Genomic DNA, 17,859 nt, shown 5'->3' on the forward strand with positions numbered 1-17,859 from the left:
CTCTCCCTGTCTTCCCCTGGTTGAAGAGAGCCTTACCGTGATCTGCTCCCTTTCCGAGTCCCGGTTCCAATCGAGCGTTTCTACTGTTCGTTGCCTCCAGTCGCATTGGTCAATCCCACCACCCTCTCCATGGAACGTATCCGAGCGGAAACGGAAATGCTCAGGAGAGAAGGCCCACTTTCTGCCACGTTTTGCCTCCATCGATGGTGTGGTAGAACTCTCGACCCCTTTGCCCTACTTGGATCATGACAAATCCTCTTTGAGTGGAAAGGAAGCTAAAACCACTTATGATACCGTTAGCAGTAGGATTGTGACGCTGAAAAGTGGTTTGCTTTTGTTGCCAGCGGCCATTGATCAACGAGAAGGTGTTGATAGCTTCTATCTCAGAAGGAAACGCGTTTACCTGGTATTCTGCAATGTGCTGGCCATCAGGGAGCACTTGTTGTTTGGGTATCTCCAAAGGAGGGATGATGAGGCCTATATCCTTCCCCCAGGGAAGGGCGTTCCCACTCTTTTGCCAGGATTGGCCCGCATCATGGGTCACATACAAGTAATACTGTAAGTTGACGCCAATAAGACCATATTCCGCGTAGACATACCCTTCTCGCTTGTTAAAAAAAGTAAGATCGAGATAGGCATTTGCTTTGATCCCTGTCAGGGCGGTATCTAGCGACTGTCGTTGCCAGCTACGTCCCCCATCATGCGTCATATAGAGGTACCCAGTATGTTCTGGAAGAGGCGCGCCTTTTTTCTGGGTAACCGTCTCACTTGTGATCCACCCCGTTTGTTCATCAAGGAACTGGACTTGCTCAATCCTTCCAGCGATTGGAAGTGGACCAATCTTTTGCCAGGATTTTCCTCCATCACGAGTATGGAGCAAAAACTGCTGAAGTCCTTTGTCAGCCTCGCTCACATAATTCCCCGTTCTGACATCGCCAAGATTGATGACAAAAGGCGAGGTCACAAGCAAGTTCCACCCATGATTCTGATCGGTAAACGTCATAAAATCCAGGGGTTCTGATGCATAAGGCCAAGCGAAACGTTGCCAGGTCTTTCCCCCATCAAGAGTCCGGTAAAGTGCAGCATACCTTTCTCCATCATACCTGGTGATGAGCCAGGCCGTCACCTTATCGCGTACATAGAGTGACCACGAGAATTCTTTATGAAGCGTGAGATTGGGTGTGATCTGTTGCCAGTGTTTTCCTCCATCGGTTGTATGCCACACTGGCGTGTAGCCTTCTTTTGTCGAGAGTTGGTTATCCATCATCCAACCCACTTGTTCATCAAACATAGCGAGTGTTTGTCTGAAACCAAGCCATATCCCGGATGTCCCCTCTCCCTGCGTGGCGGTTGTCTTTGTTCTCTGTTTGAGAGCAGAAATGGTGAAGAGGAATGCCCCAGTTAAAAGACAGACGACGAGAATGGCTGCAACTGCATTCAAAGGGCGTAGCCAGGCTCTCCCTTTGGTGTCTCCCCTTTTAAGAGGATTGATGCGTGATTGTATGTTTTTTGGTCTGGGTGAGATGGCGTTGGGTTTCGAGGACTCTTCTTGACGCATCTTATACCAGCGCTTTCGCAGGTGTTTGAGAGACTGCTCATCTTCTGACGTCGTGCGATGGATGTTCTGTAATTGTGCAAGAAGCTCAACATTGTCCCTTTCTTCTGGAAGAAGGTCTTTGTACTCATACTGATTCATCGTCTCTCTCCTTTCTTCTCAGGGGAACGAGCATACATTGTTCTCAAAGAGCAAATGGTACGTAAAAGCAGTTTGCGGGTCGCCTGATTACTTTTCTGCAGTAGCGTAGCGATCTCCAAAGTTGGTAGCCCCTGCCCATAGCGTAGAAGCAAGAGTTGCTGCTGCAAAGGGGGGAGTTGCCGAATATAGAGTCGTAATTGTGAATAGCTTTCGTTCCGTAACGCCATCTGTTCGGGAGTACTACTGTCTGGGATGATATCGGCGAGAAGGTCGAGAGCGATAACAGGATGGCGCCGGAGATGGCGATAGTGTTCCATCAGTTTGTTGTGAGCCACTCGTTTCAGCCAGGCAAGTTGTCTTGGTCCCTCCCACGTAATAATGTCACTGTTCTCTAACGCTATGGTAAATGTATCCAGGGTCATGTCTTCAGCATCCTCACGTGAGAGAGCATATGAACGTATGTATGCAAAGATGACTGGATGATAGCGATCAAAGAGCTGATCATGATCTGCCGGAGGTGTGTCTTCATCTGGTTGCAGCATACAACTCTCCTTTTGAAGGCTCTTTTGTCACAGAGAGCGATGGGTTTTCAAGTTCTTCTATATAGATGCCAAAGGAAGGAAAATGTGACATAAAGAGTGAGGGCGAGGATCATGAATTGCGCTTGATTATGCAACCTTCTTTTTTTTCTACTCATTGGACATATTGATATGTTGACCTATAAGGCGCACCTGGTTGGTATTTGTGTCGAGATCACCGAAGAATCCTACACGTCTAAAGCCAGTTTGCTTGATCTGGACCCGCTACCTGTGCGTTTCCCCTGACGCCTTCGGGTCAGAGCGGGTAGAGGATGGTAAAGGGATGCTTGCATCACTGGTAGTCCATCCGGTGAGGATTGTCGTTCCCCTCACAAAGCCTGAAAGCAAGCGAAAAGTAGCGAAAACAAGCGGTCAATAGTGCGCAGGATTTCGTTACACCACGTTCTGGTTTTTGGAACTATAATAGGTATGTCTCAATCTATCGAATCCATTTCCTATATTTTTTGAGGACTCTACTGTCGTCTCCTATAGGAAGAAGCGTATAAGCACAGGATGGAGCAGTATTTATGCATGACGACATCACCGACATCCCCGGCATTCGTGTCGGACACGACACAGATCTTACGGCAGGAACAGGGTGTACCGTTCTTCTCTGCGATAGTGACGCCGTAGGCGGCGTCGACGTACGGGGCAGCGCTCCCGCCACCCACGAGACAGATCTCCTCAATCCAATTCATATGGTGGACGAGGTTCACGCCGTTCTGCTCACCGGCGGAAGCGCCTTCGGGCTACAGGCGGTGGCTGGCGTCATGCGCTACCTTGAGGAGCAGCACAGAGGCGTAGATACTGGGGTCGCACGGGTGCCGATTGTCCCCGCAGCCGCCATATTTGATCTCGCCTTCGGCTCGCCACATATCCGTCCAGACGCAGAGGCAGGCTACCGCGCCTGTCTGCAAGCCAGCAGCGACCCTGTTATCCAGGGAAATGTAGGCGCGGGAACCGGGGCGACCGTAGGCAAGCTCGTCAGCCCTCTGCTCGCGATGAAAGGTGGCCTGGGATCAGCGAGCACACGACTACCCGATGGCACGCTTATAGCAGCCCTGGTCGTAGTCAACGCGCTGGGCAATATTCATGATCCAGAGACGCAGCAGGTCATCGCAGGCACACGAGAACTCCTGGGATCTGACACACTTGCCGCCAATCCCTTTAGTAACACGACGATAGCCGCGATTGCGACCACAGCCTCGCTGAACAAAGCAGAGTGTACCAAAGTCGCGCAAATGGCGCACGATGGTATGGCCCAGGTCATACGCCCGGTGCACACCATGTTTGATGGCGACGCCATCTACGCCCTGGCGCTTGGTCCACGCGACACGCCACGGCTCCCTTCAGCACAAGCAGCGCAGCGCGTCAGCATTATAGGAGCTGCCGCAGCCCAGACGCTCGCACGTGCCATTATCAAAGCCATTCGTCACGCCCGAACGCTCCATAGCATCCCCGCCGCTCAGGCATAAGTAAGCGCCAGCCCCTTGAGTAACTCCTCAAAGGAACGCGAAAGGGGCTTCCTTTTTCAGGGCGCACGCTCCTTCTCCGGCGCAAGAGAGACCTAAACCCTCCTGGCAGGTACGTGCGCAACAGCGGATATGCGATATTCTGCTTACACGCCTCGGCCTGATTTTTTCAATTGTTATTTTGCAGCGATAGCGCTTCTCTCTCTTCTCTTCGACTATATGCAATTTCTAGAGTAAGATAGTAGCTTTACAAGCCTGGTATATCAATACGACAAAAATGTCCGCTCTCCAGCTGCGACAGGAGGCGAAAAGAACGCATTATATATGAGGAAAACATCGCGTGCACAACGCTTTTTTGTCCTGGCTGTACCAACGGGCTACTACTCACGTAGTGCTCGGCATAAGAGGAAACAGCGCCTGGCGTAGTGAGCATTTCGCTCTTTTGGGGTAGCATCCAGCGAGAGTAAAGCAACGTATCGGCCAGTTGCACGTTCGCTTTGGGCACACAGAGAGTGGGGGTGAGGGAAAAAGGAGGATAGGTTGAAGAGGTATCAACAGGCATCGAGTGTGATTGAATGGGGAGTCTCTGCGGCCAAAGTTGTGCAAACTGGGCATCGGACGTTGGCAATGTCACTGTCTTCTCCACTTGGGGTGCTACAGACCAACCACTACGTCAAGAGACATCGTACGACGAACGCACTACAAGCCATCGCGTTACACTCTTAATTGTAGTCAAAACAGAGGGATTAGCAAGAGTAATAGAACTATTTGGTAGCTTTCCTGGCTTTCCTACAAAGACGATCCGGCATCGTGGGTATCCAGGATCGAGAGCAACGCGGCCAGGATACGTCCTGTCGCGCCCCATATACAATACGTTCCATAATCGAAAAAGTAGACAGTGCGTGTCTTCTCTCCACGCGTCCAGTGCTCCACGCGTTGAATGGCGGGATCAGTCAGGGCGCGCAAGGGCGCGACGATCAATTCGGCCACCTCGCTCTCCTGAAGTCGTAACTCGCCAGGTCCCTGGTGAAGGTAGCCGACCACAGGCACAATCAAAAAGTTACTGACCACTGTAAAGACTGGTGGCATGGCGCCTAGAATCTCAACGCGTTCAGGCGCGAGACCAATCTCTTCCCAGGCCTCGCGTAGAGCGGTTTCAACGGGCGAAGCATCTTGAGATTCGGCGCTTCCTCCGGGAAAGGCAATCTCGCCGCTGTGCGCGCGGAGCGTGCTGGCACGACGAATAAAAAGCAGTGAAAGCTCGCCTTCATGTTCGAACAAGACAAGCAAGACCGCCGCCTGGCGCGCCCCCGGCTGATGACCTTCCAATTGATCATCTAAGAAATGAGCGTGTTCAGGCGCCTCCAGGTAGGTGCGCAGGTGTGTGAGGAGCAGGGTGCGCTCCTGTAGAACTCTTCCATCCATATCTCTATTTTAGCATACCCCTTGGGCCTTCGCGCCTGCACATGTCCACTATCTTACCATTGAGATCATTGAGGCGTGCTTGCGAGGCGAAGACTTTTCATGATGGGTAGGAACGGATGGCCTTTATGAGGGCCGGTTTGTCTCAGTGAAAGGGGCTTGCATTATTATGATACAATGTGAAAGATAGAAAAACATCGGAGAGCATTGCGAAAAGGCCGCGTATTGTCTTGCATTCAAGGACGGCTTTTGGTATAATTACAACATCGAGTGGGGGTATGCTTTGTCCAGGCGCGTTTCTGTGTCTTAACTAGGGCCTACCTTGCCTGTGCGTATCGTTTCGTATCACCGTTCTGTAGAGCAAAGCAACAGGTCGCGACAGATATTCTGGCTAGCCAGAAGCTGTATTGATGGCCGAAACGACTACCGCCTAAGCATCTCCTCCGATAAGCCCAATTCCGATGGCACACTCCCCAGGCATAAAAAACTGAAGGTCCATCTCGTTTTCACAACTCATTCTGGCCATGTGCCAGCAAACATGAAGACAAGCATAGAGCAGCATAAAGCATTTTTTACCGCATGCACAAAACGAGAAACTGGGCTGGAGTGTTCCTCTGAAACGGGCAAAAACCGTGGATCGAAGGGGGTTTCACCCATGCAAGTAGAAAAGCACGGCGACCTTTCGACAATGCCAGCGGAAAATCCTAACAGCGGGCGGGTACAGACGATGATCGAAGGCAATGATCCTCAAGTAGAAAACAACAATCCAAGCATCACGCACGAAGACGTGGAAGACTTCAACCAGAACGACATGGAAGCCTTGCTGGCGTCCTCGCCAATGACAATCGGTATCAAACGAGGCGATGTCGTTGAAGGTGTTATCGTGCGTATCGATCAGGATGAGATCCTGGTTGATATCGGCTTGAAGTCAGAAGGCGTTCTCTCCACGCGAGAGCTGCCCTCCAGTGGTTATGGCTCCTTTGAGGAGCTGCACAACGACGACAAAGTTCTGGTCTATGTTATTCAGCCAGAGACGTCGGAGGGACATGCAGTTCTCTCGCTCAAGCGAGCCAACACCGAGCGCCAGTGGCGCATCGCGGAAGAGCAGTTCAAAAACGGCGAGCTTCTCAAAGCCAAAGTCATTGACTTTAACAAGGGCGGCTTGATCGTTGACGTGAACGGCATCCGTGGTTTCGTGCCTATCTCTCAGATCCTCAACCTCAAACGGGAAGAGGTCGCAGCTGGCGGCGAGAATCAAGAGACCGCGGCCAAGTTGCAGGCGATGAAAGACAAAGAGCTCCAACTCAAGATTATCGAGATCAATCGCGCGCGCAACCGCTTGATCCTTTCTGAGCGTATGGCCGTTCAGGAATGGCGCCAGCGTCGCCGCGAAGAGCTTCTCGAGGAGCTTAAGCCCGGCGAAGTACGCAAGGGTGTGGTCAGCAATCTGGCCAACTTCGGTGCCTTCGTCGATCTGGGTGGTGCAGATGGACTGGTCCACATCAGCCAGTTGGCCTGGAGCCGCGTCAATCATCCAAGCGAAGTATTGCATGTCGGCCAGGAGGTCGAGGTACAGGTCCTCAGCGTTGATAAGGAGCGCAAGAAAATTGCCCTCTCGATCAAGCGCGCAGAGGTCGATCCCTGGACCACGGTTGAGCAGCGCTACACGCCTGGTCAGCTCGTCAATGGCACAGTCACCAAGATCGCTCCCTTCGGTGCGTTTGCGCGCATTGAAGATGGCATCGAGGGTCTGATCCACCACTCTGAGCTGGCTCCCGGCACTGATCCTAAGTCGATCTTGCAGGAAGGCGCCCAGTTGCAGCTTCGCATCCTACGCATCGATCCCGAGCGTCGTCGCCTCGGATTGAGCCTGCGCCAGGTAGACGAGCTAGAGCCAGAGGGTGCTGAGCAACAGCAGCCAGAGGCAAGCGCCACCACGGAAGAGGCCGCTTCAACCGCCGCTTCGGCCACGCGTGAGCCCATGCCTTCCCTGGAGTCCACCACGCCCTCCCTTGAGAGCACGGCCCCCACGGAAGAGCGCAAGCGTGAGCGCGCACCTCAACGTGAGCGTGGCGCCGAAAGCAAAGCGGAGGACGAGGGCGAGACGACCGCGATGGCTGAGGCCTTCCGCGCCGCAGCTCGCCAGCGCTCCAAGGACGAGACTGAGCCTGCTGAATAAGAGCAGCGCTCTGGTGCGAGCCACAACCAGCATAGCTGTGGCTCGCACCATAAAGTTTCTACCTCCCCGCTACCTATCGCATACGCGAGGTAGTTGGGAGGTTCCTTGTTATATTGACCGCATTTACATGTAGCTACCCTTTTTAAACGTTGCACACATAGCACTTTTGGGCCTTCTTGACGCGCAAAATTCCGTGTAGTATGATGAAATGCGCAGTTAATAGCGTCGGTTTTCGCAATCCTTTTAAAAGGGTTCGAGAGGTTCAAGGAATTTTTTCCAACGTCGAGGTGGTGGGGGAGGATAAAACTGGACACACTTCACTTTTGGTCAGAGTACAAGAGAGTCTATCTCACTTGCGTCACTTGCACCTTAGCAATCTGTCTCCCTCTTTACACACCGGGCGCTGGCAAGAACAGTGTTCCATTTCCAGACCACGTGCCTATCTCAGTTGTCCCATTTCCCTGCTTATCACCCAGTGACCATCCCAATCCTACGCAGGAATGGCTGAGACATTCACACAGAGGGAGGCTTTTTTGAACCAGTTTTTCTCTCTCGCTTTCGTCGCGCACACGCGACAAAGGCCGCGCACCTGAACAGATGAAGCAGACAACTTCTTCAGGACGCGTTCCTCTACTATAGGAATTGGTTAAGAGGTCGATTGTTTCTCAGTAAGCAGTATGAGACGTATAGACGTATAACGACAGACGGGAGGCTACGGTTGTTATCCTTGACGCTGTATGTTGGGTGTTGTATGATGAATCACACGGTTTACCTGAGCGACACAGAGGGCTCGGTTCCACCCTCTGCCACTGAAAGGGGGGTGACAAACAGGTGAACGATAGAGATAGGTTTGATAAATTCACAGAGCGCGCCAGAAAAGTTCTGAGTCTCGCTCAAGAGGAAGCCCAGCGCTTCCAACACAACTATATCGGTACAGAACATCTTCTACTCGGCCTTGTGCGTGAAGGAGAGGGTGTTGCTGCCAAAGTATTGGCAAATCTCGGTGTCGAACTGAACAAAGTTCGTAGCGCCGTTGAATTTATTATCGGGCGCGGAGACCGCATCGTGCTCGGCGAGATCGGCCTGACGCCTCGTGCGAAGAAGGTCATCGAGCTGGCTGTCGATGAGGCTCGTCGCCTGAATCACCATTATATCGGTACAGAACATCTCCTGCTCGGGTTGGTTCGTGAAGGCGAAGGCATTGCCGCAGGCGTTCTGGAGAGCCTGGGTGTCAACCTTGAAAAGGTCCGCACTCAGACCATTCAGGTGCTTAGTCAATCTAATCCTCCCCATGAACGAGATGCGAAGCATTCGAAAACACCTACCATCGACCAGATGGGCATTGACCTGACCGCAGCCGCTCGTGCTGGCACGCTCGACCCGGTCATTGGTCGCCACCAGGAAATTGAACGTGTCATCCAGATTCTCTCCCGCCGCAATAAAAACAATCCCGCGCTTATTGGTGAACCGGGTGTTGGTAAAACGGCAATCGTGGAAGGGCTGGCCCAACGCCTGGTGTCTGGTGAGGTTCCTGAGACCCTCGCCAATAAACGCCTGCTGACACTTGATGTTGGCTCGCTGGTCGCTGGTACCAAATATCGAGGTGAGTTTGAGGAACGCCTCAAGAAAATTATTGAGGAAATTCGCAATAGTCGCGATTGCATCATCTTTATCGACGAGGTGCATACCCTGGTCGGTGCCGGTGCCGCTGAAGGCGCGGTCGATGCTGCCAACATTCTCAAACCCGCCCTCTCACGCGGTGAGTTACAGTGTATCGGTGCCACCACGCTCGACGAGTATCGCAAGTACATCGAGCGCGACGCCGCACTTCAGCGCCGCTTCCAGGAAGTTATTATCCGTGAGCCTTCGGTTGAGGAAACCATTGAGATCCTCAAGGGTATCCGCGAACGCTATGAGCAGCATCATCGCCTGATTATCACCGATGAGGCCCTCAGAGCCGCAACCGAAATGGCCAGTCGCTATATTACCGACCGCTTTATGCCCGACAAGGCTATCGATCTGATCGACGAGGCAGCCAGCCGTGTGCGTATGCAAAACTCACTCGCTCCTCTCAATCTTAAAGAAGCCATGAAAGGTCTGGAATCGGTCCTACGCGAGAAAGAAGCCGCTATTCAGCAGCAAGAGTATGAACTGGCTGCCGAACTGCGCGACCGCGAGGTGAAGCTGCGCGAGCGTATCGCGAAGCTTGAGTCCGGTTGGCAGAAAGAGCGCGGCTCCGATAAGCCGACCGTTGGCGAGGAAGAGATCGCTCAGATCGTGTCGATGTGGACCGGAATCCCGGTAATGCGCATCGCACAGGAAGAGTCTCAGCGTTTACTCCAGATGGAAGAGGCGCTCCACTCCCGCGTTATCGGTCAGAACGAGGCTATCGAGAAGATCTCGCGCGCCGTCCGCCGCGCACGCGCCGGCCTGAAAGATCCCAAACGTCCGATTGGTTCCTTCATTTTCATGGGTCCCACCGGCGTTGGTAAAACTGAGCTTGCTCGCACGCTTGCCGAGTTCATGTTCGGCAGCGAAGAGGCCCTGATCAAAATTGACATGTCAGAGTTCATGGAGCGCCATGCCGCGGCTCGCCTGGTTGGTGCCCCTCCTGGATATGTCGGCTATGAAGAGGGCGGTCAGCTCACCGAGGCCGTGCGTCGTAAGTCCTATAGTGTGATCCTGCTCGACGAGATCGAGAAGGCCCACCCCGATGTCTTCAACATGCTGCTTCAGATCCTTGAAGATGGTAAGCTGACAGACGCCAAGGGACGCACTGTAGACTTCCGTAACACCGTCATCATCATGACATCGAACGTCGGTGCCTCCTTGCTAAACAAGGAAGCTTCCATGGGCTTCCGCCAGTCGAAGGACAAGGCGAAGGCCAACCAGGCCGAATACGAGTCCATGAAGGGGAAGGTGCTCGGCGAACTACGCAATACCTTCAAACCTGAGTTCCTGAACCGTATCGACGAGGTCATCGTCTTCCATTCCCTGCGGATGGAGGAGATGTACTCGATCGTCGATCTCCTGCTCAACCGCGTCCGCACACAGCTGACCGAGCAGCAGGTTGAACTAGTCGTACCGCAGCCCGCGAAGGACTTCTTGATTGAGAAGGGCTTCGATCCGCAGTATGGTGCTCGCCCGTTGCGCCGCACCATTCAGCGTATGGTCGAAGATCCGCTGGCGGAAGGTCTGCTCCAGGGTAAGTTCCATCCTGGTGACCTGATCGAGGCAAGCATTGTGGAGGGCGATCTTGACCTACAAGTTCGCAATCGCATCGAGCAATTGCCGCCTCCCGCAGCTCCCGAGGCCGCGCTCTCGGCTGGTAGCGAAGGTAATCCTTCCGGTTCCGAATCCTAGGAGACAAGTCCGTGGGGCATGCTACAACATGCCCCACATTTCTTCTTGTCGACGTAAGACTTGTTCCGCTTGCTTTTCGCGAACTGGACAGATCTTTCTGCCTGACGATTTTTCAGGCAGCCCTTGTATTTTCTCTCGCCTATAACATTCAAAGCGTTAATATGGCAAAAGTACGCACAAAATACGTCTGTCAGCAATGTGGTGGTGAACAGAATAAGTGGATGGGGAAATGCCCCGATTGTGGTGCATGGAATACGCTGGAAGAGGTCGCAGAGACCTCACCGAGCCAGAACGCGACCCAACAACGTCGCCAGGCTCTCCTCACGCATGCCCCACTCACCCAAGGCACCAACGTGCCAGTTGTCCTTCCCGAGATCCAACCCCTTAGTCAGCCCCGCATCTCCGTGGGCTATCCAGAAATGGATCGCGTGCTAGGGAGTGGTCTCGTTCCAGGCTCTGTCATTCTCATTGGTGGCGAACCTGGTATCGGTAAATCAACACTTTTACTCCAGGTCTCAGGCGCGATTGCTCAACAGGTCGGGCCAGTTCTCTATGTCTCGGGCGAAGAATCGGTCGAACAGGTGAAGATGCGCGCGGAACGCCTGGAGATCGCGGGTGAGCGCCTCTACCTCCTGGCTTCCATTGAGCTGGACACGATTACAGAGGCTGTGCATCGCCTCAAACCATCACTATTGATTGTCGATTCGATCCAGACACTGATTGCTAGCCATCTCACCGCCGCCCCTGGTAGCATTAGCCAGGTGCGCGAATGTACCTTGCAGCTCATGCAGCTTGCCAAGAGCAGCCATGTCCCCGTTTTCATCATTGGGCACGTAACAAAAGAAGGGACCGTTGCTGGCCCCAAGGCGCTTGAACACATCGCGGATGCCGTGCTCTACCTGGAGGGCGAGCGCTATCACTCCTATCGCTTGCTGCGTGGTGTAAAAAACCGCTTTGGCGCAACCCACGAGGTTGGCGTCTTCGAGATGCAGGGCGAGGGCATGGTAGAGGTTTCCAATCCCTCGGCCGTCTTCCTGGCTGATCGCGACGCGGATGCCACTGGCTCGGCTATTGTGGTGAGCATGGAGGGAACACGCCCGCTGCTCGTTGAGGTACAGGCCCTGGTTACTCCCAGCAATTTCGGCAATGCCCGCTGCACTACCAATGGCATCGATCATAATCGCCTCCTGATGCTCCTGGCTGTCCTGACCAAACGCGTCGGGCTGGCGGTCGGTAGCCATGATGTTTATGCCAACGTCATCGGCGGTTTTAACCTGGAGGAACCTTCCATCGATCTAGGTGTGGCCGCGGCCATTGCGTCGAGTTATCGCGAGAAGAATGTCCCCTCCGATATGGTTCTGATCGGCGAGGTCGGACTCTCAGGAGAATTACGAGCCGTGAGCCGCCTGGCGATGCGCGTCCGCGAGGCAGCCAAACTTGGCTTTAAACGCTGTATCGTTCCCAGCGCAGTCGGCAAAGGCGCACGCGTCCGCGCCGAACTAGAAGAGGCAGGACTACCTGGTGGCTTTCAAGTGCTTACTGCAAGTAGTCTTGCGGTAGCGTTGGAGATTGCACTACACTAGTAATAGAGCAATCACATGATCTCTCTATTACGCATGCAAGTCTTCTACGCGTCTTGCTGTGTCACTATTCTCAACGGGAGAAAGGCAAGTCTTCGTATGGTTGTTGATACCTGTACAGAAAACATGTATACTGCGTAATCAATACGTTGTTTTCGTTGCGCAATAGGCATTTTTCTGCTAGCTTGTAAACATGCACTCGTGTGTCGCAGGAATAGGCAACATTTTTCGCACTTATTCTTTCTTGTTTTTATCACCGCCGTTACCTGCACAGGCACGCAAAACACTGCCATTTGAGCGCATACTTACTTTATGCACTTTACCGTGCACTGCGACGGAGGATGCAGGGATGTTCGTTAACACTTTATCACGCATTATTGGCTGCCTCGTAGCAATCGGGGCAGTAGTCAGTTACTACGTCTACCAGCTCACGCATGTGCCACCACGCACACTTATTGGCTGGCAATGGATCGCTGTCATCGCTGTCATCGTCGGTATTATCGCCTTTATTCTCACTCCCTACTTGACAGTGATCCCCTACGTGTGGATGCGCGACAAGATCCGCAAAACCGCCGCCAGCGACCTAGTAGCTGCCTCCATCGGCCTGACGGTTGGCCTGATCATCTCGGCCCTGCTGGCAATTCCACTCACCAGCCTGCCTGAGCCTGTGGGACATATCCTGCCCTTCGTGGGAGCTGTCCTCTTCGGCTACCTGGGCGTGGCGATTGCTGTCATGCGCAAGAGCGACATCGCCAGCCTCGTCCAAAGCTCTCTGCTCCGCCGGCGTGAGCGCGACGAAGAACGCGAGAGTGAGCGCGAGAGCAAGCGCAAAGATCGCGATAAGGACCGCGGCCTCCAGATAGGGGTGCAGTCTCCCATCCTGCTCGACACCAGCACGATCATCGATGGTCGTATCGCCGACATTGGCCAGACCGGCTTCATCAGCGGCACCCTGACGGTTCCGCGCTTTGTGCTCAATGAACTCCAGCGCATCGCCGACTCCGCCGATACCATGCGCCGCAATCGCGGACGTCGTGGTCTGGAGATTCTCAACCGCTTGCAGAAAGATGCGACCGTGCCAATTGAGATCGTTGATACAGATATCGAGGGCATAGCCGATGTAGATGGCAAGCTGGTCAAGATGGCCAAAGAACTTCACTGCCCCATCATCACCAATGACTTTAACCTCAACCGCGTAGCGGAACTACAGGGGATTAAAGTCCTTAATATCAATGAGCTGGCGAATGCCATTAAACCTGTGCTCTTGCCAGGAGAAGACATTCACATTAAAATTATGCAGGATGGCAAAGAGCTTGGGCAGGGTGTTGGCTATCTCGATGACGGCACCATGATTGTGGTTGAGAACGGTCGCTCATATATGAACATGACCATTGAGGTAACTGTTACTCGCGTTCTGCAAACGGTGGCGGGACGCATGATCTTCGCTCACCCCAAGCCACAGCCTCAGAGTGGAGCCACCACGACATCCATTCAGTCGCCAACCAAACAACGACAAATGCAATAAGGCGTGCGCCTTCAGCGCAAGGCACACCTCCACAAGACTGAAAAACCTGGTCGGCACCCCTCTGCGGGTGCCTTCTTTTTGACCCGTTGAGCACCTATCATCTCGTCTCATTCCAGGTGGTAGGAAACACGGGGAGACGCTAGCACACGCTCACTACGGAGAAAGGCCGAGGAATAGCTCCTCATAGCACTATGCAAGAAACGTCAGCCGCCGTTATTGTGGCCGCGGGTTCCAGCCGGCGCATGCAGGGCCAAGATAAGCTCTGGCTCTCGCTTGCGGGCCGCGTGACCCTGGCTCATACCATCGATACCTTCCAGGCTTCGCCTCTCATAGATACCATTGTGATTGTGACCAACACGGAGCGCCTTGCCGATGTCCGCAACCTCTGCCAGCACGAGCAGTGGCAAAAAGTCATCGCGGTCGTTCCCGGTGGCGCACGTCGCCAGGACTCTGTTCGGTATGGACTCGACGAGCTGGCGCGACAGGTCCCCACCTGCCGCTGGGTCATGATCCATGATGCCGCGCGCCCCTTTGTAACCCAGGACATCCTGGCCGCGGGTCTCCAGGCCGCACAAGAGCATCAAGCAGCCATTGCCGCCGTTCCAGTGAAAGATACTATCAAACAGGTACGCGAGGGCATCATTACTGAGACGCCTGACCGCGCACTCTTGTGGGCTGTGCAGACTCCCCAGGTCTTTGCCTTCCCCCTCATTCACCAGGCCCATCATATGCCGCTCGCACAGGAGGATATGACGGATGATGCGACCCTGCTTGAACGCCTGGGGCATGCCGTGGCCGTCTTTCCTGGCTCGTACACCAACATCAAGATTACCACCCAGGAGGATCTCCTCTTTGCGGAAGTATTTATTAAAGGACAAACACAATGACAATGCGTATTGGTACTGGCTATGATGTACACGCCTTCGCGCCCGACCGCCCCCTCATTCTAGGTGGCGTCCAGATTCCTTATGAGTATGGCCTGGCCGGCCATTCAGACGCGGACGCCGTTCTGCACAGCGTGGTCAACGCGCTAATGGGAGCCGCGGCACTCGGCGATATTGGGCAACACTTCCCCTCCGAAGATCCTCGCTGGAAGGATCAACCCAGCACCGTTTTTCTGGAGTATACCCGTGACCTGCTGGAGCAGCATCAGTGGAAAATCAGCAACATTGATGTGATGATTATTGCCCAGCGCCCAAAGCTCGCGGGGCACTCCCTGGCCATGCGTGAACACATCGCCAAACACCTGCGCCTGGATATTGACCAGGTCAGTGTGAAAGCCGCCACCACCGATGGTCTGGGCTTTGTCGGACGACGCGAAGGCATCGCCTGCCAGGCCGTGGCGCTTCTAGAACGCTAACCATAGGCAACATTCCAGGATAGTACCGCGCTATACAATAGACACATAGAAACATGTTTTGTAAGGAGTGGTAGATTATCCATGGCAGAATTTACCGGACGTGTCCTGGTGCTGGGGGCCAACGGCGAGACAGGGCGCCAGGTGGTGGCCTCCCTCCAGGCAAAACATATTCCCGTCCGCGCTGTCGTTCGTAGCGCACAAAAAGCGGCGGGGCTGGACTCATCCAATACAGAAATTGTGATCAGCGAACACCTTGACAAGGAGACGCTGGAGGATGCGATGCAGGGGGTCAGCGCGGTTATTAGCACCATTGGCACCCGCTCGATGAGCGACCTGGAGCTTATCGGGGAGAGCGAATACACCTCTGTTATGCATCTTATCGCGGCAGCGAAAGCAACGGGTATCCAGCAAGTAGTGCTTTGCTCTTCCATGAGCACCAACAAGCCCGAACGCATCCCTCCCCTGACCCGGGTTCTCCGCGCCAAATATAAGGCCGAGCAGGCTTTAATCGCGAGCGGTCTGACCTATACCATTGTCCACCCGGGAGGCCTGAACAACGAACCAGGCGGCGAGGATATCTTTGTGGCTCCCCATCCCCTGCCAACCGATGGTATGATTTCGCGCCAGGACGCCGCAGAAGTCCTAGTACAGGCCCTTCTGCAACCAGAGGCACGCAACAAGAGCGTAGACGTCATTAGCCTCTCAGGGCAGGGACCCGCCACTCGCCTAGGCCTCTTTCGCGTCTAGCCAGAGAAAAAAGCAGGCAATAGCACCTGCTTGCCTGCTTTCTTACTTCAAATTCTGCCTACTTTTTGAGGGCCTTAAAAAGTTCTTCAGTTTTGGCGGCCATAATAAAGTCATTGCGATGCAGGCCGCGAATGGCATGCGTCCACCACGCCACATCCACCAGGCCCCACTGGAGCGTAATGGCGGGGTGATGCCCCTCTTGCTCTGCCAGGGTCCCTATCTTGTTTGTCAATTCCAGGGCGGTGGCAAAATCTTTGACCTTATACCGGCGCTCCAGGTGCAACACGCCCTCATGCTCAACAGTCTTCCAGCCGGGAATTTCAGCGATATAGCTGTTGATCTCTTCGGCTGTGGCCCGAGGTGACTCAGCACGGCACGCCTCACATTTCATAGAAGCCAGTTCTGCCATCACAACCATCCCTTTCCTGTCCCGGAAACGTCGCTATTCAGCTTTTTTCTCTTCAAGCAACAATTTCTGCACGGCCTTGCCAGGGTTGGAGACCGCATTCACCTGGTCTTTCAGTTTTGAAAAGTCCTCGACCGGTACTTCAGCCATAAACTTATCTTTGGCCTGCTTGGCCTGTCCCATGGTTTTACCAGCACCATGCATAAACGAAGAGAGGGTCTTTGGGCCAAAGATAGCCAGCACCACCACGGCCAGAACCGCAAGCTCTAAGGGATGAAAACCCATTTTCAGACTCCTTTGTCGAGCGTCATGGGTCAGTTTATGTACCCAGGTCTCGCTCTCAATGATCCTTCCATTTCCATATTCTACCATATTGTTTGCATCTCACCATGCAAAAAATACTACCCCAAATTGATAGAGACACGCGTTCTCTTTTCACAGAGGGCTTATCCCTACCCAGCACTTCCCCATACCCCCTACACTGGGTAGGCCAACCGGTTCTCCCCCATGACGCCGGTTGGCCTCTCTTTCGCGACCCAGGCTATCTGGATCACGCAAGATTACCAATTTGGCCTATCGCGCCAGAAATCATATGTCATCTTCACTAAAGCATGGTATGATAAGAAAACAGATTAGTCAGCAAGACACAAGAAAGAGCATACACGCCACATGCCCGCATCGTCATTTAAAACACCTTCAAGGGGACAGGCCAGTTATCTGTCACCCACTCACACCATCAATCCACGCCCGCCGTACACACAAGGTGGAAGCGTGGTGGGTGTCATCATTATTGCTATGCTCCTCTTCGCGCTGTCAGGATTGATCCTTGGCCTGACCGTGGGCATCTTCCAGCACCTCAAAGGCCCGCAAAAAAGCCCACAAGCGCTGGCCGCCACAACCCACATTACGGCGACCAGCACCCATACCGCGCCCATCACCAAAGTTCCGCTCAACTGCCCCTTGATCGATCAGGGCGTCTATCAAGGCGTAGCCAACGGCGAGGTTGCGTATATGCTCTCAGCGCATGCTGTCGATAAATCTGGCACATGTACCAAATCTGGGAATGCCATTCACCAGAAAGGCATCACCTTCAGGCTCTGGCTGACAAAAGTTCCCAGTAACAAACGCATCGATATTCCTGCATCTACCTGGTCAGACCTCAACAAACTCCAGGCCCCTCTTTCACAGGAGGTCGCCAACGGACTCCAGTTCGATGCCGCCACGCCCCAGGTACAGGCAAGCAATGACCAGGGACAGGGAACCTGGAAATTTGGCGTCTCGCCCGAGGTAAAGCCTGGGACCTACTACCTCGTTGTGCTAACAGACTGGGATGGCACATACGCCAACTGGACCTGGCTCTATTTCACAGTAAAAGCGGCTCACGCCTGAGCACACAAACGAGCAGAGCCACCTTGCTTCCCCCCTATAAATGCCGCCAGTTTCACCTTCGCATGAGCACGTCCCCATTTTGGGCTACACATAGTCCTGTTTCATAATCCCTTTCTCGCCTGCATGGTATCATGAATACGGA

General features: G+C 53.8%; 14 protein-coding genes. 9 read left to right on the plus strand and 5 right to left on the minus strand.

Going from position 1 to position 17,859, the window contains the following annotated elements:
• Positions 1-160 precede the first annotated feature (160 nt).
• Together KRAC_RS09665 and KRAC_RS09670 are read right to left on the minus strand one after the other, a co-directional pair.
• The gene (locus KRAC_RS09665; protein ID WP_007906492.1) at positions 161-1,696 is read right to left on the minus strand and encodes a WD40/YVTN/BNR-like repeat-containing protein; all 1,536 of its coding nucleotides are present in this window, start codon (positions 1,694-1,696) and stop codon (positions 161-163) included.
• Positions 1,693-2,238 (minus strand): sigma-70 family RNA polymerase sigma factor, encoded by a 546-nt coding sequence (locus KRAC_RS09670; protein ID WP_007906494.1) that lies wholly within the window; start codon positions 2,236-2,238, stop codon positions 1,693-1,695. The genes KRAC_RS09665 and KRAC_RS09670 overlap by 4 nt, the downstream gene beginning before the upstream one ends.
• 563 nt (positions 2,239-2,801) lie before the next feature.
• Here KRAC_RS09670 and KRAC_RS09675 point away from each other — a divergent pair.
• Positions 2,802-3,749 carry a P1 family peptidase gene (locus KRAC_RS09675; RefSeq protein ID WP_007906496.1) on the plus strand — a complete coding sequence of 316 codons (948 nt, stop codon included), beginning with the start codon at positions 2,802-2,804 and terminating at the stop codon, positions 3,747-3,749.
• 786 nt (positions 3,750-4,535) lie between these two features.
• Here KRAC_RS09675 and KRAC_RS09685 read toward each other — a convergent pair.
• Positions 4,536-5,171: an NUDIX hydrolase gene (locus tag KRAC_RS09685; protein ID WP_007906500.1), complete on the minus strand. Its 636-nt coding sequence runs from the start codon at positions 5,169-5,171 to the stop codon at positions 4,536-4,538.
• Positions 5,172-5,823: 652 nt separating this feature from the next.
• Between KRAC_RS09685 and KRAC_RS09690 the strand changes: the two genes are divergently transcribed.
• The 7 genes from KRAC_RS09690 to KRAC_RS09720 all read left to right on the plus strand — a co-directional run bounded on the left by KRAC_RS09690 (position 5,824) and on the right by KRAC_RS09720 (position 15,922).
• Positions 5,824-7,347 (plus strand): 30S ribosomal protein S1, encoded by a 1,524-nt coding sequence (locus KRAC_RS09690; protein ID WP_007906507.1) that lies wholly within the window; start codon positions 5,824-5,826, stop codon positions 7,345-7,347.
• An 831-nt stretch (positions 7,348-8,178) separates the two neighbouring features.
• Positions 8,179-10,710 carry an ATP-dependent Clp protease ATP-binding subunit gene (locus KRAC_RS09695; RefSeq protein WP_007906509.1) on the plus strand — a complete coding sequence of 844 codons (2,532 nt, stop codon included), beginning with the start codon at positions 8,179-8,181 and terminating at the stop codon, positions 10,708-10,710.
• A 161-nt stretch (positions 10,711-10,871) separates the two neighbouring features.
• Positions 10,872-12,293: a DNA repair protein RadA gene (gene radA / locus KRAC_RS09700; protein WP_040443209.1), complete on the plus strand. Its 1,422-nt coding sequence runs from the start codon at positions 10,872-10,874 to the stop codon at positions 12,291-12,293.
• 346 nt (positions 12,294-12,639) lie between these two features.
• Positions 12,640-13,815: a PIN/TRAM domain-containing protein gene (locus KRAC_RS09705; RefSeq protein WP_007906512.1), complete on the plus strand. Its 1,176-nt coding sequence runs from the start codon at positions 12,640-12,642 to the stop codon at positions 13,813-13,815.
• A 191-nt stretch (positions 13,816-14,006) separates the two neighbouring features.
• Positions 14,007-14,702 carry a 2-C-methyl-D-erythritol 4-phosphate cytidylyltransferase gene (gene ispD, locus KRAC_RS09710; protein ID WP_007906513.1) on the plus strand — a complete coding sequence of 232 codons (696 nt, stop codon included), beginning with the start codon at positions 14,007-14,009 and terminating at the stop codon, positions 14,700-14,702.
• 2 nt (positions 14,703-14,704) lie between these two features.
• A complete protein-coding gene (gene ispF, locus KRAC_RS09715; protein WP_040443210.1) occupies positions 14,705-15,175 on the plus strand; it encodes a 2-C-methyl-D-erythritol 2,4-cyclodiphosphate synthase in 471 nt (156 codons plus the stop codon).
• Positions 15,176-15,256: 81 nt separating this feature from the next.
• Positions 15,257-15,922, plus strand: coding sequence for an SDR family oxidoreductase (locus tag KRAC_RS09720; RefSeq protein WP_007906518.1), 666 nt, complete (start codon positions 15,257-15,259; stop codon positions 15,920-15,922).
• A 58-nt stretch (positions 15,923-15,980) separates the two neighbouring features.
• Here KRAC_RS09720 and KRAC_RS09725 read toward each other — a convergent pair whose 3' ends face one another.
• Complete coding sequence (locus tag KRAC_RS09725) at positions 15,981-16,331, minus strand: 4a-hydroxytetrahydrobiopterin dehydratase (protein ID WP_040443213.1); 351 nt, start codon at positions 16,329-16,331, stop codon at positions 15,981-15,983.
• Between the two features lie 33 nt (positions 16,332-16,364).
• On the minus strand, positions 16,365-16,613 hold the full coding sequence (locus tag KRAC_RS09730; protein WP_007906522.1) for a twin-arginine translocase TatA/TatE family subunit: 249 nt from the start codon (positions 16,611-16,613) through the stop codon (positions 16,365-16,367).
• Positions 16,614-16,997: 384 nt separating this feature from the next.
• On the opposite strand from KRAC_RS09730, the gene KRAC_RS09735 reads away from it, so the two are divergent.
• Positions 16,998-17,717: a hypothetical protein gene (locus tag KRAC_RS09735; RefSeq protein WP_007906523.1), complete on the plus strand. Its 720-nt coding sequence runs from the start codon at positions 16,998-17,000 to the stop codon at positions 17,715-17,717.
• Positions 17,718-17,859: the final 142 nt, after the last annotated feature.

The sequence above is a fragment of the Ktedonobacter racemifer DSM 44963 genome (genome assembly GCF_000178855.1).
GTDB classification, from domain to species: domain Bacteria; phylum Chloroflexota; class Ktedonobacteria; order Ktedonobacterales; family Ktedonobacteraceae; genus Ktedonobacter; species Ktedonobacter racemifer.